The following is a 22935-nucleotide window of genomic DNA, read 5'->3' on the forward strand; positions in this document are numbered from 1 at the left end:
TGAGCTCTGTTGAAGTTGAAGTGGAACGAGATGCCTGGGCATCCGAATGCCCTCCCAGATAGCGACCTGCTCCATTCCCACGATGAGGAAGAAGAGAGAGGAACCTTCGAACCGGTCCTCCTTCAACCGTCTTCTCCAGCCATCGACGTCAACGCTGGAGGGAGTGGGGACTGGTTCGGGATGGGTGTGCCACTCCCCCAGATAGTGGCAGGTGCCTTGGGATTCAGCCCATCGAGCATCGATGACCGACTGATGCCGTGAGGGCGCACGGTGGAATCGGAGCCGTGCCCGCGAGTCTCCCGTCATGGGCGTTGTCACTTCGTCGATGATGATGTCGTCGCATCCCTGGATCTGGCGGCCGAGAAGCACCCCGCCCGCCTCCGTCTGGGACGGTTCCAGTTGCCGGAATGGATCAAGCCGCGCAAGCACCTCGGGAGACACCTTCAAGACGCCGCCACCGGCGCGCCTGAACAAGAGACCCTTCATGGCTTCAGGTGGGCGCGCAGATGGGGCAATCCAACCGCCTGAAATCAGAGTGGTGGCTTTCCCTGGTGTCCTGCCCCGTGAGGAACCGGGGCGTGACGGTGTACCCCGCTTTCTGGAAGGGGGCCGAGTCGCTCTTCCAGGAGAACAACGTCGCTTCATCGATCTCCTTTCGCAGGGAGCGCAATGCCAGGCGCGCCGCCAGTTCCGCCGTTCGCTGAGCATCGAGGTTCGCGAAGGGCAGATAGCTGGTCCCACACCCAAGCACGTCCCGTCCGTAACTGACGCCCGGCGAGGCGAAGGCCGCCCGATTCTCCAAGGGGCCTCCTTCGACAGGGCGTTCATAGAGACACTCCAGGCAGCCTCGTTTCCTGCCGGGCTGCCCCGCCACGTGGGTCAGCAGCGAGTGGCCGCCCAACCCGTATGGCTCCAACCACGCGAAGAGCACGGGGGGATTCCCGGCATCCATCCAGGCCCATTCGTTCAGATGAAGATCCAGGACGGGAATTCCCATGGCGGCGATCACCAAGTCATAGGAGCGGAGGCGTTCGGAGTGCTCCTTGAGCCACCATTCAACCGATTCGAAGACCGCCTCCATTTCAATATATGGCGTGCGCCAGAGGATCTCCGCGCTCAGCGCATGGACTTTCGGCTGACGACGCCAGGACATCCCGCAGACGTGCCGGTACGTGTTTTCTGGGGCAAGAACGTCCGGGTCCACCAGCGTGAGATGTCCGACTCCTGCCCGAGCCAGCGCCATGGCCAGATGGCCACCGACGGAACCACACCCCGCGATGAGCACCTTGCACTTCTGAAGGTCTGGCTCCGCGCCACCGCGAGGAAGGAGATAGGAGCGGTCCCACCGGACGAGGTGGATGGGCGTCAACTTCGCATTCGTGTTGTCTGCGAGAAGCGGATGCCTTTGCTCGAACTGCGTCACCTCCAGGCCCAGAAGGGCGCGGTCCGCTCCAGTCCGCTCCAGTCCCAGGATGAGAAGGTGCCGTGACTTGTCGCAACGGCTGATGAGGTTCGTGAGCGCGGTCCTGAGCCCATCCGGGAGCCGCCGCGCATACGCGCGCAACCCCGCCGGCGTCGCGAGTTCCCCCACGTTGAAGCCAGCCGCATCTCCTTCTGGAGACAGCGGCAGATAGAGGGCATTGACGGCATGGAGGCGCTCAGCCGGAATGGACAGGCGTGAGCGCGAGTAGGTCTCCGCATCATCCGCGACGCCCTTCATCTCCGTCGTTGTCTGGAGCACGGATACAATCCGGGGCTCATCCCGGACCGTGATGAGGCAGTCAAGCGCGCGTCCTTCCGCCAGCCCCTCCCAATATGCGACGGCTTCCCGCAGGAACTCCCGGCCACGGTTGCCAGTCACCAGGTCCTGGAGCATGTGGCGGACCCGGAGGAGTGATTCCTCAACGATGGCTTCAGGGTCCTTCCGGTCAAGCAGCGTCAGATCCGAAGTATAGCAGAGCGTGTTGTCGCTGAATCCGTGAGGGAGCATGAGGGCGGGCGTCATCCCCTCGATGGAGATCACCGGCAGGCATCGCGGGAAGGTCCAGGGCAGGCGAATGCGCAGACGGAACGTGTGTTCCGCCACACTCAACCATCCCGTGCAGGTGGCTTCTTCGTACCCGAACTTGTTCGAAGCTGTCTGCAACAGGATAGGGCCGCAGTTCTCCAGAATCCCACGCCGGGAGACCTGTTCGAGCGTCCGCAGGTGCGAAGCCTGACGCTGGGCCTCCTCGCAATACGGATTCACGCGGAGATCCCCCCACCGGCGACCGCGCGGCTTCCGGGACGGGCGCCGCTCGACTTATCGGGAACGGGGAACTTCGGGCCGAACGCATCGCGTAGGGTCTCGCAGGCGGTGACAGGGTCCGGATCCCGGGTTGCGTCGTCCAGCTTCTCCTTGAGTTGGAGAAGCCGCTCCCGGAACGTCGTCATCTGGCCATCCGTCATCTTCGTGAAGATGTCCGTGCCCGGTGCCACGGGAACAGCGACGGAGAGACGGTACACCGGCGCCCCATCCTGCTTCGTTCCGACGACCTGGAACTTGGATGCCAGGGTGGCGACGAAGCCCCGCAAGGCCTCCAGGTCATCACACCTGGTTCGTGCGGCAAAGGCGTCCTGCTTGACGCGTGGTTGGAACCACTGTCCGGCCGCGACTGTCAGCCCGATGCCTGACGGCGCGTTCTGACCATCCGTCTTGAACTTCTCCGTCTTCCAACGCTTCAGCGCCCGGATGATCCGAAGGAACTGGTCCTGATCCATCCCGGTGAATCGCTGCTCCACCCAGCCGATGAGCCCTTCGGGGTCCGACTCCTCCCAAGAGCGGTTCTTCTCATCCGCGCCGAGTTTCCCCTTGGCAATGAAGAGCCGCTTCGTCTCGCTTTCCGGGTCATCGTAGGCGTAGACCGCGAGATCGACATGGAAGGCCTGTTCTCCGTCACGGGTGTACTTGACCGTGACGCAAGAGCGTCGGATCTCGGTTCCCAACTCCGTGTGGTCCTTCAGGGCCTTGGCCACCAACTCCTTCAGATCCACGGGGTTGGGATAGTCCTCCTTCGCGCAGTTGAACTTCAGTCCCACGTCGATGTCGTAGTCCTGTCCCTCCGCGGGGTGGATGCCCGTCCCCATCTCGTAGCTCCCTTGATTGATGAACTCGAAGGAGGGGACCGTCTCGCCCTCTTCACGCAACTGCGCGAAGGCCTTGCGGAGCTTCCCCAGGATGATGTCCCGCTTATGGATGAGCTCCTTGTTCTCCTTGAGCCGCGTGAGCCGGATTGCGTCATCGAACTGCTCGAACTGCTTCTGGACGTCAGCCATGGCGGGTTTCGCTTTCTTGCGAGACTGGATTGAGCAGGGTGACAGAGGGGCGTCCCTCTTTGGCGGCCGTCAAAGCCAAACGCCACCTGTATCGGGGGATGTCTTTGCCGTTGTAATTATAGGAGTAACATTCCGGAAGGCCGGTGGATGCCAGCGCCCGGCCGACGTGAAAGGCGATGCTGACAGGGACGGCAGCGAAGACGTGGACACTTTTGAATTCATTGCGTCCACTGACATTCACTTCAATGGCATCACGGATGACCTTGGCGTATTCAAGAACCTGGGCCTCACTTTGAACAATGCCCTTTTGGGGAAGCTTCAACTGAAGGTGGAGATCCAGGCGGACCTCCGACTCCGGCAGGACCTCAGCGCAGTCCTTCACTTCGACCTCGTTGGAGACGGAGATCCTGACGCGCGCCGCGCAACCCGACTTGCGGGAGTCGCAGGTCACTTCAAGCCGCGGACTGGAGCCCGGCGGCTGCGTGGACCAGGTGAAGCGCTGGAGGGACCGGTCATGTTCAACGACATGCACCAATCGATTATTCGCAAGGTATCCGGACAGGAGCGCCAGGGGCACGTAGGGAAATCCGTAGTAGAGGATCGCGGTGCCACGCTCATTAAAAGTGCTTCGGAGCAAACCCTTCGGTGCCGCCAGTCGCTGGACCTCTTGCTCCAGGTTTTCCCATTGGCGCTCTCCAATGGCTTCGTATTGGTCGATGAGGACGATGCCGGGCCGGATGTTCCGGCGAGCGAAGAGCTCTGGAGCATCCTCTTCGTGTGGTTCCACTGAAGTCCGGGTGAGTGCCTCATGGCAGACGCGCACCAGTTCCTCGCGGGCCTCGGCCCCGGATGGACGGCGCGGCGGAGGACTGAACGGATAGAGCGCGGGCTCGTCCCCTGCCCGGGCATAGAGCTGAAGTGAACGGCTGTCGCGATAGCAATCTGTTTCGCGAAGGCGGCGGCGTGTGGCGGAGAGCGCGGCTCCCAGGTTCGCTCCATCCACGAGCAGCCGGGTATAGAGCGTGCGGGCCAGCACAATGGAACCTGGACAACTCAGCGGGAATCGGGAGGCGATGACCGCGGGTGCCCCATTCGTGTGGAGCATCTGGGCGATGCTCCGCATGGGATGGGCTGGGGCACCCGAGTCTCCACTCTGGCAAGCGCTGAGCGTGATGAGGCGGAGGGAGTTGGCCTTCGCGAAGAGCAGAGTGCCCAGTCGCCGGGCATTGACGGTTTCGGCCCCCTCCGTCGGCTCGAAGGCGTTGAGCTCAAGGCCATACGTGCCATCGCCCAGATTCTTTCCATGGCTCAGCAGGTGAAGGGCCGTAAACGGGCGGGAGCTTTGCCGGATCCTATCTTCGAGCAACTGCGCAGTGGCGTCAGGCAGGACGTCATTGTCCGGGTCGAAGTCGAACCGGGCCGCAGCGCACGCTTCCTTGAGTGCACTCAGATGCTCTTCGTGGGGAACCCATCCACCCGCGGATGACCACGCGAAGAGGATTCGCCCCTGGGGCCGGGAATCGGGCTCATGGCGAGGCTCGCAGTCGTACTCATATTGCAGCACGCAATCATCCGTTTCGGCGAATGGAGGCCCGTTGCCAATGGTCAGGAGTTCCCACGGGAGAAAATACAATTCGTCCGCAACTGCGGCGCAAAGCGTCAGATGGACGGGGCGGCCTTGATGAAGCGCATCCTTGATGTGTGACTCGACCAGGGCCCAGCCCGCAGGGCTGAGAAAATCACCCAGGGCCTTCGAGAGCCGCTCGCCATGGGCACCACCTGGGTCGTTCCGTGCGAGCGCCTCCAGGTCCTTGCGGAGCTTCGACCAGCGAAGTTCAATCGATGCGCCAGTGCCTCGGGAGTGCCTGGCGTGGTACGACCTCGACTGCCAGGCGAATTCCTTTTTGGATTGCCCAGTGAACTCCAGCTTGATTTCCAATGGGACAGGCTTGGGAGACATGGCGTCTTCCTGCTGTTGTATGACTTCGGAGACGAAAGACGCCTTGAGATTATTTTTGTTACCTCCGGCGCAGCGGAAGCTGGACCGCGGGATCTCCAAGCAGCACGAAGCTCGAAAGGTCGTGGTACAGCATCCACCGATCGGCCTGCTCGGCGGGGCTGCCGGCATAGGTCTGGCCGGACATGAGGGCCTTTCGTTGCTGGTGGTAGCTGGACGTCAAGGCTGCGCCTGTCTCGGCAACGGCCTTGAGGATGCCGGCCATGGCGGCCCCTACTCTTCTCCGTTTGGCGAGCGCCTGGATGAAGCCCGCGAAGCGCATGAACCTGCTGCGGCCCCGGTCGTTGAAGCTCTGGGTCCACGCCAGGTCCACGTGTCCCAGCACCGCGAGGGGCCCCTCTGGATTGGACAGAGCGGCTTGTGGGAGCGCGGCGATGAACGGGCTGTCCTTGTGAGGGCGCATCAATGCCTTGACGAGCGCCGCCTCCCTCGGTTCGAGGTCATGGAACCATGACGCATAGGCGCTTTGCTCCGGGGTGCCGCCGCTGAAGCACGCGAAGCAGAGCCAGATTCCCCCCGGCAGGAAGGGGACCGTCGCGACATCCTCCGCGCAGAGCAGTTCGTCCTGGGGAAGGAGCAGCGCGCCCTGGCGGGCCCGCTGCTCCTCGGCGGAGTTCCAGTTCCTGCCCTTGGGCTGGCCAAGCCCATGGCTGAGTGAAAACAGCACCGACGGTTCGGCTCCTCGCGCGAACTCGAGGAACCTTGCGACAGCGGAGTCCTGCCCGATTCCCTGTTCAATCCAATGACGCGGCGGATCCGCGGGAAGCCGGCCCTCCCGCTGAAGCCGTCGGCACTCCTCCACACTCGGCACCATCAACTGGTCATGGCCGATTCGGGTTGCGTCCGTATGGTCGCGCGCCGTGTAGAAGAGCGTTTGCGCCCGCTCCACATCCGACGGTGTTCGTGCCCAGCGGACGACCTTCTGGACATAGGCCCGGTAGCCGTCCTCGGATGGAAACACCAGGCGGCCCACGAGTGCGTTGGTGGCCAGGACCTGCTGAAACTCCAGGGAGACCGCGTCCAGATCGCCGAGGATCAACACGTATCGGGGACGGTCCTGCTCCTGGCCATTCTCCGTGTCGAAATGGCGTTCCTTCCACCGATGGGCTGCTTCCCGGTCCAGTCCGGATGGAACCGCATAGACGCGAACCTCGCCCCCCTGCTCTTCCTGGCGAAGCTCCCGAAGGGGCGCGATGAGCTCCAGCAGCCGCTCTCCCTCGGGTCCCCGTGGGTAGACGATGCCCCAGCGCTGTGCCGGAAAGTCATCCAGGTCCCCCGCGTCACTCCACAGGTATTTCGGTGGTGAGATGCCATGAAGGGAGGGCGGGTTTCGCAACACCGAATCATCAAACCCAGGGCAAAGAACGGGCTCGCGGGTGTCCGCGTGCGCGAGCAGCAACTCAAGGGACATTGATGGACTCGCTAGGGATTGGAGGTGGCCGGCAGTTCCAGATAGCGGTCCAGCACGTCCCTGGGCAGGGCTGGCCGGGCATGCAGCTCCACACGGGACTGCTCGCGCACCGCCTGATTGATGAGCGCGCCGAGCGATTCCTCCAACAAGCCCTTGCTCGCGAAGAACACCTGTCCGGGATCCTGCGCGACGCCAAGCGCGAGGAACGTCTTGGGGTCTTCCAAGGGCATGAGCAGGATGCACCGGTCCGCCGTGCCCTCAAGCCACAGCGGGCTGGCGGTCCCCGCCACGTAGTCAGGCACATTCCTGGGAGCGAAGCCGCGCACCGGAGTGCCCGTGGGCCCCTCCACCTCGTGGCCCTCCCAGGGAGGGTTGCTGGCGTACTGCTCGAGGAGCCAGCGTGGCAGCGGGGGCCATTCGTAGAGCCGCACCTCCGCGCTGTCTCGGACCATCCTCTCGATGAATGGACCCAGGTTCGTACTCACCCGTCCCCTGCCGACGAAGCATGGCGCATCCGGAGCAAGCACTCCGAATGCCAGGAACTCCGTCGGCCGTGACAAGGGCATGAGGTAGACGAGACGTCGCGCTGTCGAGTCTCGCGGCCAGAATGCCTGCTCTTGTGTGAACTCCAGATCGAGGTACGGCAGATTCGGCGTGTCCAAGGCGCGCTTCCTCCAGATGGATGCAGGTGTGGGATTCACCTGGCATTCAGGACGCCCTTTGGACCGTTTTGTTACCTTGCTTCATTCAAATAAAAGAATGCCATCAAGCCAACTCCTGTCGCGCCCATCCTGGCGCCAGGCCTCACGCTCATCGCGGAGGGCAATCGCCGCGGGCTGTCCCGCGCGCAGCCGCTCCCGGACCTGGTTGAAGAATGCGTTGACCTCCTTGTCCAACAGGTCAATGGGCGCGGCCAGGACACCTCGTGCTCCTGCGTCAAGGAATGCCGCGGGAATGCTCAGGGGCTCATGGACGGCGTAGGTGGTATGGGCGGCCTTGCACGCGGCCAGCACGACGAATGGCGCGTTTCGGAGCGTCGCTGTTCGGACCTGGGCGGCGTGCAGTTCAGGTCCGTCCGAGTCCTGTGCCAGGAGAAGAAAGGAAGCACTGGACCCGGCGTGGATGTCACCGTGAGTCACCACATCGACCTCCGACGCATCTTCCATCATGGCGAGCACTCGGGCCGGTGTGGCTTGAGCACCCGAAAGAAGGACCTGTTCCTCCATGGGGCCGAAACCGGGTTGCCAGTCATTCAGTCTGGGCAGGTCTCGGCCTGGAGGGAGGGAGACTCCCGCAACCACCAGATGCCGGGCCATGCCGGAGGGGGGCTGGCGCCGGGTTTCGGTGGTCCGCGTGAGGTAACTCCATGCGAACGTGGAAGGAAGGAGCCCTGCACGGCCATGCAGGGGTGCGCGCGCGAGCACGTCCACCTGGGCACATTCGCGCAGCGGGGCGAGCACGGACGCAGGCACCAGGCCATCGAGCCTTGCCGCCAGGGGCTGGCGCCGGCTCGCGTCGTAGTAGCCGGCGAGCGTGCCCTGCGAGTCCAGGGAGAGAACCAGCGTGCGTTCGGAGTCAACGGTGGCCGCGACGAGGCAGCGAGTGGGAAGAGGGGTGCCGCGCTCCCTTGCCATCAATGCGAGTGCTTCCGTGAAGGCACTCCGATGCCCCGCTTCCATGATCAGGGAGGTGAACCCATAGGCCCGCACCCGCCTGGCCGCCGGAAGTCCTTGCATCGCGGCGGGTCCCACCTGGCTCAGGAGGTCGTTCAACAATGCACGCCCACGCGCCGGGTCCTGCTCGATGACGAACCGCCCCATGGCGTGGGCAGTGACCCAACGCTCCCCCTGCTTCACAGGGGGAATCGCGTTTGAGGCCTTTTGAAGTTGTTCTTCATCCCCGGGGCTGCCGCGAAGCCGGGCGACATCCGCCAGGGTGAAGGCGCCACTGGCGGAGAGTGGGAGGCCCGTGGCAAGCGCCGAGTCCAGCTCATTCCTGGCTTCGTCCACGTTCAATTGGTGCCACGCCACGTCCGCGAGCGCCTGGTGGACCCGGCGCCGGGTGTCAGGATCCTCCGGGTCACGTTCCAGGATCTCGCCGTAGTACGCGCGCGAGAGCGGAGCGTCATTCACGAGGCGGGAAATCTGGGCGACGTTCAACAGCAGGTCTCTTTCCAGGTACCAGTCACCGTTTCTGCGGGTGAGGACCAGCCCCTGCTGGGCATGTCGCCGTGCATCATCGAGCCGGTGGAGCTGGGTGTAGAGGGTGGACAGGTCGATGTCGATCTGGATGCAGCGGTAATCCAGACCGGGCGAGGTGCACAATCGCTGGGCTTCCAGCAGCGTCTGGACGGCCTGGTTCCAGTGGGCCGCGGTGGTCCACTCGGTGGTCCCCACTCCATCCTCCGCCGCGCGGCTTCGCTCCTCCGTCGCGCGAGCCCTGGCCGCGGTCAGGGTGAACCAGGGGTCCCCGCTCGCGGTGGCCTTTTGCTCGAAGAGGGACAGGTGCTGGGGGACGGCTCCCATGAAGACGAGTGCGCCAAGGAGCAGGTCATCCTCTCCCGCGGTCTGGAGCCGGGTCAGGAACTGCTCTTGCTGGGCCTGGGTCAGCCGGTCGTGAACCAGGTCCGCGTATGTCTTCGCCAAGGGACCTCGGTGCTGAAAGTCCGATCCAGCAATCCGGGCGACATAGTCCTGAAGCACCCGTCCGCCCGCGCGAGCATCCAGCTTCCTCGCCAGGGGTTCGAACTCCAGGACCCGGGCTCGGCTGGTCGCGGACCGGACCGCGTCGTAGAAGTAGATGCGGGCGCTGGGCCAGAGGCTGAAGTCACCGGGCAGCGCCGCGGGGTCCAGGTCCACGAGTGACCTGCCCAGGGCATCCTGCGCGTCGCGCTGCGTCCTGTCAGGCATCATGTGCCGCAAGGTCCGCGACTTCTGCAGGGCTTCTTCCGACCAACCGGGTTCCTTCAGATTGGCGATGTCCGTGAAGGCCCTGGCCGCCATCCATGGCAGCTGGAGCTCCCGAAGAGCCAGGGCCCGGTTCCAGAGGGCCTGAGGCATCTGGGGGCGTTGCGACAGTGCCTTGTCCGCCGCATTCAAGGCTTCTTCGAAGGAGCCTTGGATGAGCAGGACCGCAGCCCGGTCGGCTTCGCGTTCCGGGGACGGGTGGAGCTTGTCCAGGACGGAAAGGACCTGCTTCGTGGCAGAGGGACCCTCCCGAAGGAGCATGGCCGTGGCCAGTCCCTGGTAGTCCTTCTCCCGTTGAAGCTCACTCAGGACGTCATATGCCGGAGGGCTGGAGGAAGGGCCGGCCTGCGCCGCCATGGGTCTGCTGGTCAGGGGGCGATAGCGGACCATGGACGGATGGCTGAGCCTGGGCTCCAGCGGACGCTCCGGGCCTTCCACAAGGAGCGTGGAATGGGCGGATGGAGGCCCAGAAGGCGTCCATACCAGGAGCAGCAGCACCACGACCACGAGCGCGGATGACGTCGCGGCGAGGATTCTGGGCTGCTTCCACCAGACGGCAGGAGCCTCCGGGGACGGTGGCCGCGGAGCCTTTGATTCCTCGGATGTGCCGACGTGCTCCCTCGCCAGGAACTTGAACTGGAGCAGGGCCGGAATCTCCCGCTGACAGGTCACGCAGTCCGGCAGGTGTTGGCGGAAGTCCTCGGCCTCCTCGGGCGAAAGCTCACCATCGACGAAGAGAGCCACATGCTCGCAGGGGCTGGCCATCAATTCACCTTGTGGCGCGGGCGAAGGAGCGCACCCAGCTTCGCGCGGATGTCATGGAGTCGCTTGGAGACGGTGCCCACCGGGATGTTCAGCGCCAGGCCGATGTCGCGGTACTTCATCCCTTGCGCATACAGGTCGTAGGTGGCCCGCATCGCAGGGCTCAGGGTTTCGACGGCCTTGGCGAGCTGGTCCGGAGTCACGTCATCGAGGTCCGGTAGGGCCACATACTTCGAGGTCGCCTCGGGCTGTCCCTGCCGGGTCGGATCCGGGAGGTGCTTCTTCTGGACCTGCTGTTTGCGGCACTGGCTGAAGAAGAGGTTGCTGAGGGTCGTGTTGAGCCAGACTCCGCAGGTCTTCCTGTCAGGAAGAGACTCGCTACGGCTGAATGCGTCGATGAAGCGCAGGATCGTCTCCTGCACGAGATCCTCGGCGTCCGTTTCGTTCCTGCAGAGGTTCCTCGCCTGGCTCAACAGCCAGTCGCGATGCTGCATGGCGAGTTCGCCCAGGCGCTGGGCACTGGCTTCTGTCCTCATGTTGGGCGGAAGCCTCGCCATCCCCTTTCGGGCAGAAGGAAGGGAGGTGGCAGTACCTCGTGCCTGCCCCCGTGGCTCGGGAGTATGCATTTCCTGGGGCGGATCCGCGTCGGATGGAGGGGCATCGGGTAGGGACATGGGAGCTTGCCTGCGCACCAGACTCCCAGCGGCCGTTTTTGTTACCTCCCCTGATGACTCCAGACATCAGGCCCCCGACTCCAGTCACCAGGGCCGCGGCCTTCGCTTGACGCAACCTCCTGGAATCAGGAGGGGCATGGGCCACCTGGGGCCGTGAAATGGTGGGCACGCGGGGTGCAGTAGGGGTGGTCCGTCGCTGCACTCCGCTCCCGAGGCCCTCCCATGAAGCTGCGCTCCTCTTCGTTCTCCAAGCCCTCTTCGTCGTTCGGCTCCAGCGCCACGTCCCGCCCCCGCGCCGACAGCCTGCCGGCGAAGCCGGAGACCGCGAAGCCGAGGCCGGTGGCGACGCCCGCGCAGCTGCAGGAAGGCAAGAACAACCTCAAGCCCACCGACTACGGCGTGGTGGACCCCAACCTCCAGGGCATCCGGACGCGCCGTGACAGCCGCCAGTCCGGCGCGCAGTTCGCGGACTTCACGCAGGACGTGCGCACCTCCACCAACCGCCTCACGAGCAAGCCCGTGGGCAACCAGATGCTGAACGACATCAACGGCCGCACCCAGGCCGTGAACCCTGGCGCCACGGGCACGCAGCGCAAGCCGCTGACGGCGATGGACATCTACTCGGGCCGCGACTCGGCGATGCCCAACTCGCACGTGCCGCGCAACGACGGCACCCTGTCGTCCACGCGCCCGGCGTACCGCTACGACGGCCAGCCCGGCGCCGGCACCGCCAGCGACGTGAAGTACAACGAGAACGGCGGCGGCCAGCGCTTCAACAGCCTGGGCCACGAGTCGGTCCACGCCTGGCGCGCGTCCAATGGCCTCCAGGTGAGCCCCCTGGCCGCCAGCAAGCACAGCGACGCGGACGTGTTCAAGCAGCACCCGTCGCACTCGGCCAACATGAAGGACACGGTCGACAACCGCCTCCGCCTCACGGAGGAGTTCGAGACCATCGGCCTGCGCCCCACGCCGCACACGAAGAACACTGGGTCCCCGTCCGAGAACGCCATCCGCGCCGAGCACGGCCTGCCCTCCCGCCAGGACTACTCGGGCCTGAAGCCCGACGGGAAGAACAGCAACGACCAGGCCTTCAAGAACTACGACGAAGGCACCGACGCCCGGAACTTCTTCCAGAAGCTGTCCGGCCAGCCGTCGCCCTTCCAGAAGATCGTCGGCGACCTGGAGAAGTGAGGCACAACGGTGAGCCATTCGGCCCTGGAGAAGTTCTCAGGGGCCGTCCCGAGCTAGCATGAGCGCTCCCGAACACGCCCATGCAGGCAGGAGGGCCGCGTGGCCTCCGTTGAGCGCATCAACCCGAAGTCGCAGGCCCTGGAGCTCCAGACATCCATCACGGACGTGATGGATGCCCTCGCGGTCCTGCCGTCCACCCAGAAGGCCCGCCGCTTCCGAAGCCGCGTGGGGTACCGGCTGGCCTCCCTGGCGAGGATCGGGGTCTTCCTCCTCCTCCTGTGGATTGCTGGCACCGCCGACGGCCCGCTGGACGTCGTGGCGGGAGTCCTGGCGTTCGTGATGGGCGTGGTGCTGTGGTTTCGCAACCTGCTGCCCCGCCGCTTTCACGCGGAGGGACATCCGGGCGATGCGCTGGACCGCCGGCCGGAGCTGGTCCGCCGGGTGCTCCTGCGCCTCAAGCCGGACCTCGCCCCCAACACGCCCGTGCGCCTGCGGCTTCGTCCCGACCCGCGTCCGGAGGGCCCGGGTTCGAGCTTCTATGACTTGAAGCTCACCCGGAAGGTCGTGCCGGATGTGCTGGACCCATGGCTCACGCTGGAGACGCGGCTGGCGGATGGCGCGCACCTGCGGCTGAGCGCGGTGGAGCGCCGCAGGGTCAAGGAGCGCGTCCCGGGACCCAACTCGACCTCGCGTCGCAGGAAGACCAAGGAGTACGACACCCTGTTCCTGGAGGCCCGGCTGCGCGTGAAGGCGAAGCGGCACCCGCGGCTCGCGACGCTGTCACTGGACCAAGCCCGGGAGGCGGTGCTCCTTCCGCCCGGTGCGAAGCTTCAGCGGCTGCGCATCACCGGAGAACAACTCCGGCTCCGGATCCGGCTGGAGGAGTCCTGGCTCCCCCATGTCCCGAAGGACGCGGCGGCCGGAACGTCCCCTGCCCCGGACGCGTCCCGCGCGGTGACGATGATGCTGCTGAGCCTCTACCAGGTGCTCCACCTCGCCCGGACGCCCAAGGCCGTCAAGCGCCGCCGCTCCGGTTGAGCCTTCAGAACCCCGGGGGCCCTTGAGGGTTGGGGGTTGGTGACCGCTGAAACACTCCACGTCCCGCGTGTCACCGCCTCGGCTTTGCGCTGGCCCGCCGGACCGCCTTGTCGCGGCGGGACGCCATCCCCACGTTCGGAAGCCCGGTCAGGGGGTCGCGAATGGTGGTGTTCCTCATGGACGGGCATTGCGCGCCATCAAGGGTGGTGCGCCACTCGACCGCGGCGCGCAGGCTGCGCCTCGAGGTCCCCGACCTGCGATGGAACACCTTCCTCGGCAAGCGACTGGAGCGGACCTTCGCCACCTGGCCCGGCGTCGAGGAGGTGAGCGCGCACCCCCGCACCGGACGGCTGCTGGTGCACTACGCCCCGCGGGCCCCGCTGCTGGCCCGCCTGCGAGAGGAGCCTGACGCCCGGCCCGCTCCCACGCCACGCAAGGCACACCCGGCGCAAGGCGCGCGGCGCGGGCCGCGGGAGCCTTGGCACGCGATGACCGTGGACGCGGTGCTGGCCCGGCTGGACGTGAGGGAGCAGGGCCTCGCTTCAGAAGAGGCGGCCCGGCGGCTCAAGCGCTTTGGCCCCAATGTCGTGCAAGAGGAGGCACCGCGCTCGCGTCTGGCCATGATGGGCTCGCAGTTGGCCACCGTGCCCACGATGCTGCTGTTGGGTTCGGCGGGAGCCTCGGCGCTGGCGGGAGACGGGCTGGAGGCGTCCGCCATCCTCACCGTGGTGGGGCTCAACGCGGGCATCGGCTACCGCATCGAGCGCCGCAACCAGGAGCTGCTCGCGTCGTGGCAGAAGCTGGAGGCGGGCGCGGCGCAGGTGCTGCGCGGCGGCGTCCTCCTCACGGTGCCCGCGGCGGAGCTCGTGCCCGGGGACGTGGTGCTGCTGCGCGCGGGCGACGTGTTGCCCGCGGACATGCGCGTGCTGGAGGCGCACCGGCTCTGCGCTGACGAAGCGCCCCTCACCGGCGAGAGCGAACCGCAACCCAAGCAGGCCGCGCCGGTGGATGCGCGGGCGCCGCTGGCCGAGCGGACGTCGCTGTTGTTCGCGGGGAGCTCGGTGGCCTCGGGACATGGGCGCGCCCTGGTGGTGGCCACGGGCGCGGACACGGAGATGGCGCGCGTGCGGGAGCTGGTGGCGCAGGAGTCCGCGCCGTCCACGCCGCTGACGCGCAAGATGGGCCAGTTGGACCGGCGCGTGGCGGCGGTCTCCGTGGGCGCGGCGGCGCTCTCCGCGGTGGCGGGCCTGGCCCACGGCCGCTCCGGGCCCCAGGTGCTGCGCGGCGCGGTGGCGCTGGGCGTGGCGGCGCTTCCCGAAGGCCTGCCCCTGGTGGCGACCGCGGCGCTGTTGCGCGCCATGCAGCGGCTGCATGCGCGCGGCATGGTGGTGCGGCGCGTGGTGGCCGCCGAGGCGCTCGGAGGCGTCACCGTCATCTGCGCGGACAAGACGGGCACCCTCACGCGCAACGAGATGCGGCTGGAGGTGCTGGACCTGGGGGATGGCCCCCTGGAGCTGTCCTCGTTGCGTGCGCGCCCCCAGGCCGTGCTGGAGGATCCACCCACGCTGGCGCTGGCGCTGGCGCTGCTCAACAGCGACGTGGACATCCACCACCGCGGCAAGACGCTGGAGATGTCCGGCAGCGCCACGGAGAAGGCGCTGGTGGCCGCCGCGCACGCCGCAGGGCTGGACGAGACCGCGCTGCGCCACGCCTTTCCTCGCCGGCACCTCCGCGAGCGCTCCGAGGCCGTCCACTACGTGCTGAGCGTCCACCATGCTCCCTGCGATGGCAGGGTGGCCTTCATCAAGGGCGCTCCCGAGCAGGTGCTGGGCATGTGCGAGCGGGACTGGAAAGGGCCGCTGGACGCGGGGGCCCGGGAGCGGCTGGCGAGGCGCAACGACGCGCTGGCGGCGGACGGACTGCGGGTGCTGGCGCTGGCATGGCGGCGGCTTGTCCGGGACGAAGGTCGCGTGCCGGAGGACGGGTACACATTCGCCGGCTTCGTGGGGCTGAGGGACCCGCTCCGCGAGGGCGCGGCGGACTCGGTGCGCCAGGCGCGACGCGCGGGCATCCGCACGGTGGTGTTGACGGGAGACCAGCCCCGCACGGCCGAGTCCGTCGCCCGGCAGGTGGGTCTGGAGGGCGACACCCTCACCCCGCATGAACTGGCGGAGTTGCTCGAGCTGTCGGGCGACGTGCTTTCGGACCGGCTCGCCCGCACCGCGGTGCTGGCGCGCGTGACACCGGAGGACAAGCGGAAGCTGGTGAAGGCCCTGCGCGCGCAGGGCGCCATCGTCGCCATGGCGGGAGACGGCATCAACGACGCCCCGGCGCTCCGGGCCGCGGACGTGGGCGTGGCGGTGGGCGTGCGCTCCAGCGACATGGCGCGCGCGGTGGCGGACGTGGTGATGGCCAGCGAGGACCTGCGCAGCATCATGTCCGCGGTGGGCGAGGGCCGCATCGTCCAGGACAACCTGCGCCGGGCGCTGCGCTTCCTCTTCGCGACCAACCTCTCGGAGATGACACTGGTGTTGGGCGCGAGCCTGCTGGGGCTGAGGGAGCCGCTCTCACCGCTGCAGTTGCTGTGGATCAACCTCCTCACGGACACGTTGCCGGGGATCGCCCTGGCGCTGGAGCCGGGAGACCCGGCCATCCTCGACCGGCCTCCGGCGCCACCGGCGATGCCGCTGCTCACGAGACCGGCGGTGTGGCGGGTGGCGCGGGACGGCGCGCTGATGGCGGGCGTCGGAGCCCTGGGAATGGCCCTGGGCGGCCCACCGCTGGCGTTCGGGACGCTCACCGCGGTGCAGCTCGGCTATTCGGCCGTGTGCCGCGCCCCCCGGGAGGCGCGGCGGCATGTCCCCGCGGATGGCGAGTGGCGCATCTACGCCTTCGTTGGCGGTGCCACGGCCCTGCACGCGGCGGCGCTCACCCTCCCCCCGCTGCGGCGGGTGTTGCACCTTCCAGCGCCCACGCCGCTGACGTTCGGCGGGCTGGCCGTGGGCCTGTTCCTACCGGTCCTGGTGGGCGCAACGCCCGCGTGGGGCGCTCAGGTGGTGCGCCGTGCGCGGCGGGTGACGGACTCAACCCCTTCCCTGGAGACACCCTCATGAAGTTCGACCTCCCCTCCTTTCTCATGGGCTACGGCGCGGGCGCGGGCACCGTGCTGGTGACCCGGCATCTGCGGCCGCTCCTCTTGGAGGTGGCCACCTCGGCCTACCACTTCGTCGACATGGTGATGGCGCGTGCCGCGATGAAGCACGAGGACCTCGAGGATCTGCTGGCGGAGGCGAAAGCGAGGGCACGCGGCGGCGACCGCAAGCGGCCCGCGGACGAGGCCCGGGCCTAGGGAGCGCACATGGTGAAGAGCATCCACGTCATCCACACGTCGCCGGGGCGCACGCGCCTGCGGCTGCCGTGGTTGCGGCGCGCCGGGAAGGCGGCCGCGTCGCTGGCGGACGACCTGCTGCGGGTGGAGGGCCTCAACGAAGTGCAGGTGCGGCCCTTCACCGGCAGCGTGCTGTGCATGCACGACCCGGAGGAATTGGACGTCGAGCGCCTGCTGGAGGAGGTGTGCCGGATCACCGGCGTGGACACGGTGGTGCGCCCCGGAGAGGAACTGCCCGACGGGGACGCCCTGCTGCGGTCCTTGAAGGAGGGCAGCGGCCTGGCGCGAGCGGCCACCTCGTTCATCAAGGGACTCAACGTGGACCTGCTCCGAGCCACCGAGGGCCACGTGGACCTGGGCGCGCTGACGGCGATGGGCTTCGCGGCGGCGGGCGTGATGAACGTGGCCGTCAAAGGCAAGCTCGAAGCCCCGCCGTGGTTCAGCCTGGGCTGGTGGGCCTTCCGCACCTTCGCCACCATGGAGGAACAGGCCATCCAGAACACTCCGGCCCAGGTGCGTCACGACAACGGCAATGGCAACGCGGCCCCGGCTGAAGCCGGTCCGCGGTGACGGCCCATTGCAAGGCACCAGACAGCGCGGCGGTTGAACCGGTGAGCCTTTGAGCCCCACGGCCATGTCCCCAAAGTCCTGGGGTCAGGAGGGGTTCATGACAGACATAGGAAGCAGCGCAAGGTGGAGGAAGAGGTGGTGCGGGCCCATGCTCGCCCTGTTCCTCGGAGCGACTCCCCTGCTCGTGGGCGCACAACCGGAACCAGCCGCCGCCGAGCGCACCGGGGCCGATGCCCAAATCGATCCCAAGGCCCAGCGCATCCTGCGCCAGATGAGCGACTTCCTGGCGGAGCAGCGTGAGTTCTCCGTCCGCACCGAGGGGACGCTCGATGAAGTGCTCGACTCGGGGCAGAAGATCCAATTGCAGCGCGCGGGCGACGTGCGTTTGCAGCGGCCCAACCGGCTGCGCGTGGACCGCGCTGGAGACCTGGCCAGGCTCCACCTCTACTACGACGGCCAGCGCCTCACGGTCCACGGCGAGCAGGCCAACGCCTATGCGACGACGCCTGCTCCCCCCACCCTGGATGCCACGCTGGACATGGCCTCACAGCGGCTCGGATTGGATGCGCCCGGCGGTGACCTGCTCGTCAGCAATCCTTACACCGCCCTCACCGAGGACGTGCGCTCCGGGAAGTACCTTGGCCAGGCCAAGGTGAACGGCGTGTCCACGCACCATCTGGCGTTCCGCAACCGCGATGGCGTGGATTGGGAGGTGTGGGTCGAGGACGGCCCGCGGCCCCTGCCGCTCAAGTACGTCATCACCTCGCGGGACCTGCCAGGAGCACCGCAGTACTCGGTGACGCTGTCGGAATGGAACCTGTCGCCCCAGCTCACCCCGGATCAGTTCCAGTTCACGCCCCCACGCGACGCCACGCGGGTGTCGTTCCTCGCACCGGGCTCGCAGGGCGGAGCGCAGCAGCAAGGAGGCTCGAAATGACGACGCATTCGCGCAGGCCCCGCCAGCGGGCGGCGGCGATGTTGCTGGGGCTCTTCTTCCTGGGAGAGGTGGTCCCGGAGGTGGCCCTGGCCCAGTACTACGGCACGTCGCGCCGGGTGGCGCGGCGCACTTCAAGGCGCACGGCCGCACGTCAAGATGCCTACTACGGCAACAACACGACCGTGGTGGCGGCGCCGGTGGGAGCGACCACCGTCACGGCGCTCCCGGCGGGCTGCGTGGCCTCCACGGTGGGAGGGGTCGTCTACCAGCAGTGCGGCAGCGTCCGCTACCGCCCCTTCTACCAGGGGGACACCCTCGTGTACGTGGCCGAGTAACCGCTTTGCGGGCCGGGGCGGCGGCGTGAGAGCCTCGGACGACGGCTGGCAAGGCCGCAATCCCGGAGGCAGAAGCGTTGGGCTTTGGAAATCGGTCAGCGTTGGGTTCGGTGGTCCTCATGTTTCTGGGCATGGCCATTCCTGGGGTGGCCAGCGCCGTGCCTCCGGCCCGGGACGGTCTTGAGCTCAAGCGCTTCAAGGCCAGCGAAACGACCGGGACGATGTTCATCCTGCGCGCCACCGGCTGTCACAAGGCGGGCGACATCTGTCAACTGGAGCTTGAGCTGAGCGATGGGGCGGGCGAGAAGCGCAAGGCGAAGCTCCCCGCCGGCATGGCGTACGGGATCAAGCGCGACCCCGAAGAGCCTGATTCCATCGATAGCTGGTCATCCGGCGACGAGGAGCATGAGGTCTCGACCTGGGTCGAGCCGGTACGGCTGGAGGCCACGGGGTGGGGACTCCTCTTCACCCAGCAGACCGGGTTCGAACATCTCCATCGCCACCACCGCCTCTTCGTGGTCAAGGACGGTGGCGTGGCGGAAGCCTGGAACGGAGATGAGAACTTCGCGGGTCCGGAGGGCTCCACGGTCAGGCCGTACCGGCTGACGCCGGGCTCACCGGTCGAAGGCTTCTTGAGGACGTATCTGCTTCTTTCCGCCGAGCCCGACCAGTGGACGATCGATGCCTACCGCTGGGATGCCGCTGATAAGAAGGTGGTGAAGGAGCTCCGGAACCGGCCGCCGTATTACGCGGCCATCATCGGGAGCTTCAAGACGGTCCAGGAAGCCGTCGCATCCCGCGACGCCGCGCAGTTGGAGAAGGCCTGCGCGAAGAACTTCCTGGTCCTCGAGACCACGCCGCACAAGCGCCTGACGCCAGGGCTGTTCATCGTGGCGAGCATCCAGCCGGAGAAGAAGGCAGCCGAGGCCGAGCTGAAGACGGTGGCCGCCTGCAATCCCAAGGTCTCCGGCTACGTCAAGGCGCTCTGAGCAGCCTCAAAGATGAGGGAAGGGAGCGTCGCTGCTGCCGCCCAACAGCACGGGGAGCTTCAGGCTCAGGACGACGGCCCCTTCAAAGCCATACCGGGGCCGGTGGTCCTCCGTGCCTGCGATTGGAATGCTCAGGCGGAGGCCCACCGAGCCGAAGATGAAGGAGAAGTAGGGCGCGACGTGGAGCCCTGTCGTGGCCACATTCGTCCGGGTCTGTGTTTCGTGCATCACGCCCAGCTCCAGCCCCAGCAGGATGAGGCTGCCCTGGATGCCCGCGCTCAGCCGGTTGTGCGAATCCTCGATGCGCTGCGCCTGGCCGAACACGCCCAGGGCATGGATGTCATCCACGAGATTGAGGGACGCCTCCAGGCCCACCCCGGCCCCCCGCGACGAGCTGCTGAACAAGGGGCCAATCATGAGCCACGTCTCGTCCTTGGGCAGGGAGGGATCCGCCCGGGCCACGGACGCGGTGAGGACGCACAGAAGAAGCAGGAGGCGGTTGGACATCCCCGCACGCGTTAGCAACCGGCATGCCCCAGGCCGCCTCCTCTGGGAGCCATGCCGTGTCGTGTGCAGCGGGCTGCACGGTGTGCACCGCAGGGCACGTCTTCGCTCAGGTCGCGCGCTGCTTCAACGTGGACGCGGAGCGCAGCAGGCCCGCGCCGCTCACGATGAGGATCCCGGTGAGGACCAGCACCGCGCCCACCGCGAAGGAGAGGTCCGCCTGTTCATTCAGCACGAGGATGCCCGCGCTGATGCCGAACAGGGGCGTCATGAACGAGAACACCGACAGGTTGGAGGCGAGATAGCGGCGCAAGAGCCAGAACCACGCGAGGTAGCTGGCGAAGCAGACGATGACGCACTGGAAGAACAGGCTCGCCCAGGCCACGGGGACCATCGTGATGGGGCCGGCCTGGCCCGTGAGCAGGGCCACGGGGAGCAGCAGCGCGGCGCCGCCCACCAACTGATACAGCAGGGTCTGCGTGGGCGGAGCGTCGGACAGTGACGAGTTGCGAATGACCACCGTGGTGGCGCCCCAGGACAGGCCCGCGAGCAGCCCCATCGCGTCGCCCCGGAGCACGCCCGGGCCGAGGCCGCCTCGCAGCCAGCCGCCGCCGAACGCCAGCGCGATGCCCGCGAACGCCACGCCAATCCCCAGCCACTGCGTCCGCTTCAGCCGCTCGGAGGGCACGAGCCAGTGCAGGCCCAGCGCGGAGAAGACGGGCGCGGTGTAGAGGAAGACGCCCATGTGCGAGGCGTTCGTGTGCCGCAGCCCCTCCGCCACGAAGAGGAACTCCAGGGAGAAGAGCACCCCCACGAGCATGCCGGCGCGCCACGGCCCGCGGCGCAAGAGCCCCCGCTCGCCTCGCACCCAGCACAGCAGCGCCACCAGCAGCGCGGCCACGGCCGAGCGCAGCGCCATCTGCATCAGGTTGGGGACGTAGGGCGCGGCCAGTTTTACGGCCACCTGCTGGAGGCCCCAGATGGCGCACAGCACGACCATGGTCGCGAGCGCGAAGCCATCCGCGGGTTTTCGTTGGGAGCTCATGACTTCATCCTGCGGCTGACGGGGCGGATGGATATAGCGAGATTCCGACAACCCATCCCGAGAAGCCGCCATGGCGAAGCAGCTGCCAGTTCCCTTCACCTCAAAGCTTCCACACCCCGTGTATTTCCGCGCGGCGAACCTGCCCGCGGCGGCGGCGTATCCGCGTCACCGCCACCCCTGGGGTGAGTTCGTCTACGCGTACAGCGGGGTGATGGAGCTCAAGCTGGCGGGCAGCCACTACCTCGCCCCACCGCAATACGGCATCTGGCTGCCGCCCGACCTGGAGCACCGGGGCATGAACCGGTTCGAGGCGAGCCACTGCTCGCTCTACCTGGACCCCGCGTGGTGCCGGGGCCTGCCCAGGACGGCGTGCGCGATGGCGGTCAGCCCGCTGATGAAGTCCCTGATGGAGCACCTGCGCACCCACGGGCTGGCGCAGCCACGCACCAGCGCCGAGCGGAGGTTGTTCCGGGTGCTCATCGACCAGTTGGCGCTGGCCCCCGCCCATGGAAGCTACCTGCCCATGTCCGATGATCCGCTCCTGCGGCCGGTCCTCACGGCGCTCGAGCAACACCCGGAGGATGAGCGCTCCCTGGCGGAGTGGGCCAGGGAGCTGCACACCACCGAGCGCACGCTGGAGCGGCGCTGCCAGCAGCGCCTGGGGCTGTCGTTCAGTGAATGGCGCCAGCGGCTGCGCGTGGTGAAGGCGCTGGCGATGCTGGAGCAGGGGCACGCGGTCGAAGCCATCGCGCTCGACCTGGGCTACAGCAGCGCCTCCGCCTTCATCGCGATGTTCCGGCGGATGACAGGCACCACGCCGGACAAGGTCCGCGGCCACGGCTTCGTGGCGTCGTGAGAAGCCGGCTCAGGGGACGGCGCTCACGTCCACGTCGATGACGCGCGGCTCCTCGGTGCTCGTCGTGCTGGTGACGGCGGGCATCGCGGCGGAGACCTTGAGCGTCAGCGCCCATGCGCCCGTGGCGAGCCGGGTGGGCACGTACTTCCAGGAGAGGCGCACGGGGCCCGTGGTCTCCCCCTCGGCCTGGAGCGCCGCGCGCGCCCGCTCTTCAATCTGCGCCGTCGTCAGCCGCGTCCGGAGCAGGTGGCCCGAAGTGCCCAGGGCGGGCCAGCTGATGAGCGCGCGCTGGAAGCCGCCATCCGGCCCGTGGGAGACCACCGCGCGGTGGCCCTCCACGCGAATGCCGTTGATGGCGCGCATCACGAAGGTCTTGTGGCGGTGGAGCGCGGGCGTTTCGAGGCCCGCGGGGTCCTCGCTCTGGGTGAACGACTTCACCTGCCGCACCGCCCCGATCTCCGACGTGGGGATGCCCCAGCGCTGCAGGCGGGCCAGGGCGGTGCGCTGCAGGATGGCGGGCTCCTGCGGCGTCTCCGGGCCACTGGCGACCTTGTTCAGCACCAGCACCTGGCCTTCGGACGGGTCGCGCTCCAGCTTCCAGGACTGGGACTCCAGGTCCGCGCGGGGGCCCAGCGTCCCCGTCTGGGTGAAGGGCTCCGTCGTCCCCACCAGGGAGCCCTGCAACGCGGCGTCACCGAAGGCGGTGCTGGGAAGCAGCGTGGTGGGGAGGCCTCCGGTGGGCGGCGTGGCGATCCGCGAGGAGTCGAAGATGAAGCCGAGGGTCGCCCGGGAGGACTGGGTGGTGACGGCGGCGGGATCCATGAAGGCGCCTTCATCGCAGCCAGACATGGCGGCGAGCGGCAGGACGGTCAGGAATCGGATGAGCAGATGGCTTTTCATGGCGGTTCGTTCTTTCGGTTCGAAGTCGTGGGTGGCG

Annotated in this window: 19 protein-coding genes; 9 read left to right on the plus strand and 10 right to left on the minus strand. The window is 67.3% G+C overall.

The window, feature by feature from the left end; translation table 11 throughout:
- Positions 1–490: 490 nt before the first annotated feature.
- The 7 genes from JYJ93_RS27265 to JYJ93_RS27295 all read right to left on the minus strand — a co-directional run bounded on the left by JYJ93_RS27265 (position 491) and on the right by JYJ93_RS27295 (position 11007).
- On the minus strand, positions 491–2248 hold the full coding sequence (locus JYJ93_RS27265) for a ThiF family adenylyltransferase (RefSeq protein ID WP_206796716.1): 1758 nt from the start codon (positions 2246–2248) through the stop codon (positions 491–493).
- Entirely contained in the window at positions 2245–3315 is a 1071-nt protein-coding gene (locus JYJ93_RS27270; RefSeq protein ID WP_206796719.1) for a nucleotidyltransferase, read from the minus strand. Before JYJ93_RS27270 ends, JYJ93_RS27265 begins: the two co-directional genes overlap by 4 nt.
- Positions 3308–5275 (minus strand): SAVED domain-containing protein, encoded by a 1968-nt coding sequence (locus JYJ93_RS27275; protein WP_206796729.1) that lies wholly within the window; start codon positions 5273–5275, stop codon positions 3308–3310. The genes JYJ93_RS27270 and JYJ93_RS27275 overlap by 8 nt, the downstream gene beginning before the upstream one ends.
- Positions 5276–5333: 58 nt before the next feature.
- Positions 5334–6743: a hypothetical protein gene (locus JYJ93_RS27280; protein ID WP_206796731.1), complete on the minus strand. Its 1410-nt coding sequence runs from the start codon at positions 6741–6743 to the stop codon at positions 5334–5336.
- Between the two features lie 11 nt (positions 6744–6754).
- Entirely contained in the window at positions 6755–7195 is a 441-nt protein-coding gene (locus JYJ93_RS27285; RefSeq protein ID WP_206796733.1) for a hypothetical protein, read from the minus strand.
- A 291-nt stretch (positions 7196–7486) separates the two neighbouring features.
- Positions 7487–10474: a CHAT domain-containing protein gene (locus JYJ93_RS27290; RefSeq protein WP_206800475.1), complete on the minus strand. Its 2988-nt coding sequence runs from the start codon at positions 10472–10474 to the stop codon at positions 7487–7489.
- Positions 10474–11007 (minus strand): RNA polymerase sigma factor, encoded by a 534-nt coding sequence (locus JYJ93_RS27295; protein ID WP_206796735.1) that lies wholly within the window; start codon positions 11005–11007, stop codon positions 10474–10476. The genes JYJ93_RS27290 and JYJ93_RS27295 overlap by 1 nt, the downstream gene beginning before the upstream one ends.
- Before the next feature lie 360 nt (positions 11008–11367).
- Here JYJ93_RS27295 and JYJ93_RS27300 point away from each other — a divergent pair, with 360 nt between their 5' ends.
- The 8 genes from JYJ93_RS27300 (at position 11368) to JYJ93_RS27335 (ending at position 19593) form a co-directional block, all read left to right on the plus strand.
- Complete coding sequence (locus tag JYJ93_RS27300) at positions 11368–12336, plus strand: M91 family zinc metallopeptidase (protein ID WP_206796738.1); 969 nt, start codon at positions 11368–11370, stop codon at positions 12334–12336.
- A 99-nt stretch (positions 12337–12435) separates the two neighbouring features.
- Positions 12436–13374 (plus strand): hypothetical protein, encoded by a 939-nt coding sequence (locus JYJ93_RS27305; protein WP_206796740.1) that lies wholly within the window; start codon positions 12436–12438, stop codon positions 13372–13374.
- Between the two features lie 161 nt (positions 13375–13535).
- Positions 13536–16487 carry a cation-transporting P-type ATPase gene (locus JYJ93_RS27310; RefSeq protein ID WP_206796742.1) on the plus strand — a complete coding sequence of 984 codons (2952 nt, stop codon included), beginning with the start codon at positions 13536–13538 and terminating at the stop codon, positions 16485–16487.
- Complete coding sequence (locus JYJ93_RS27315; RefSeq protein WP_206796744.1) at positions 16484–16723, plus strand: hypothetical protein; 240 nt, start codon at positions 16484–16486, stop codon at positions 16721–16723. The genes JYJ93_RS27310 and JYJ93_RS27315 overlap by 4 nt, the downstream gene beginning before the upstream one ends.
- A gap of 9 nt (positions 16724–16732) precedes the next feature.
- A complete protein-coding gene (locus tag JYJ93_RS27320) occupies positions 16733–17332 on the plus strand; it encodes an HMA2 domain-containing protein (RefSeq protein WP_206796747.1) in 600 nt (199 codons plus the stop codon).
- A 148-nt stretch (positions 17333–17480) separates the two neighbouring features.
- Positions 17481–18269, plus strand: a complete 789-nt coding sequence (locus JYJ93_RS27325; protein WP_206796748.1) for a DUF2092 domain-containing protein — start codon at positions 17481–17483, stop codon at positions 18267–18269.
- Positions 18266–18604: a hypothetical protein gene (locus JYJ93_RS27330; RefSeq protein WP_206796750.1), complete on the plus strand. Its 339-nt coding sequence runs from the start codon at positions 18266–18268 to the stop codon at positions 18602–18604. The genes JYJ93_RS27325 and JYJ93_RS27330 overlap by 4 nt, the downstream gene beginning before the upstream one ends.
- A gap of 119 nt (positions 18605–18723) precedes the next feature.
- Complete coding sequence (locus JYJ93_RS27335; protein ID WP_206796753.1) at positions 18724–19593, plus strand: hypothetical protein; 870 nt, start codon at positions 18724–18726, stop codon at positions 19591–19593.
- Positions 19594–19599: 6 nt separating this feature from the next.
- Here the strand turns inward: JYJ93_RS27335 and JYJ93_RS27340 are convergent, their stop codons facing one another.
- Positions 19600–20100, minus strand: coding sequence for a hypothetical protein (locus tag JYJ93_RS27340; protein ID WP_206796754.1), 501 nt, complete (start codon positions 20098–20100; stop codon positions 19600–19602).
- Between the two features lie 106 nt (positions 20101–20206).
- Complete coding sequence (locus JYJ93_RS27345; protein WP_206796756.1) at positions 20207–21142, minus strand: DMT family transporter; 936 nt, start codon at positions 21140–21142, stop codon at positions 20207–20209.
- 70 nt (positions 21143–21212) lie between these two features.
- Here JYJ93_RS27345 and JYJ93_RS27350 point away from each other — a divergent pair, with 70 nt between their 5' ends.
- The gene (locus JYJ93_RS27350) at positions 21213–21998 is read left to right on the plus strand and encodes a helix-turn-helix transcriptional regulator (protein ID WP_206796758.1); all 786 of its coding nucleotides are present in this window, start codon (positions 21213–21215) and stop codon (positions 21996–21998) included.
- Positions 21999–22007: 9 nt separating this feature from the next.
- Here the strand turns inward: JYJ93_RS27350 and JYJ93_RS27355 are convergent, their stop codons facing one another.
- Positions 22008–22898: a hypothetical protein gene (locus JYJ93_RS27355; RefSeq protein WP_206796759.1), complete on the minus strand. Its 891-nt coding sequence runs from the start codon at positions 22896–22898 to the stop codon at positions 22008–22010.
- Between the last annotated feature and the right edge of the window lie 37 nt (positions 22899–22935).

The sequence above is a fragment of the Corallococcus sp. NCSPR001 genome (assembly GCF_017309135.1).
GTDB lineage: Bacteria > Myxococcota > Myxococcia > Myxococcales > Myxococcaceae > Corallococcus.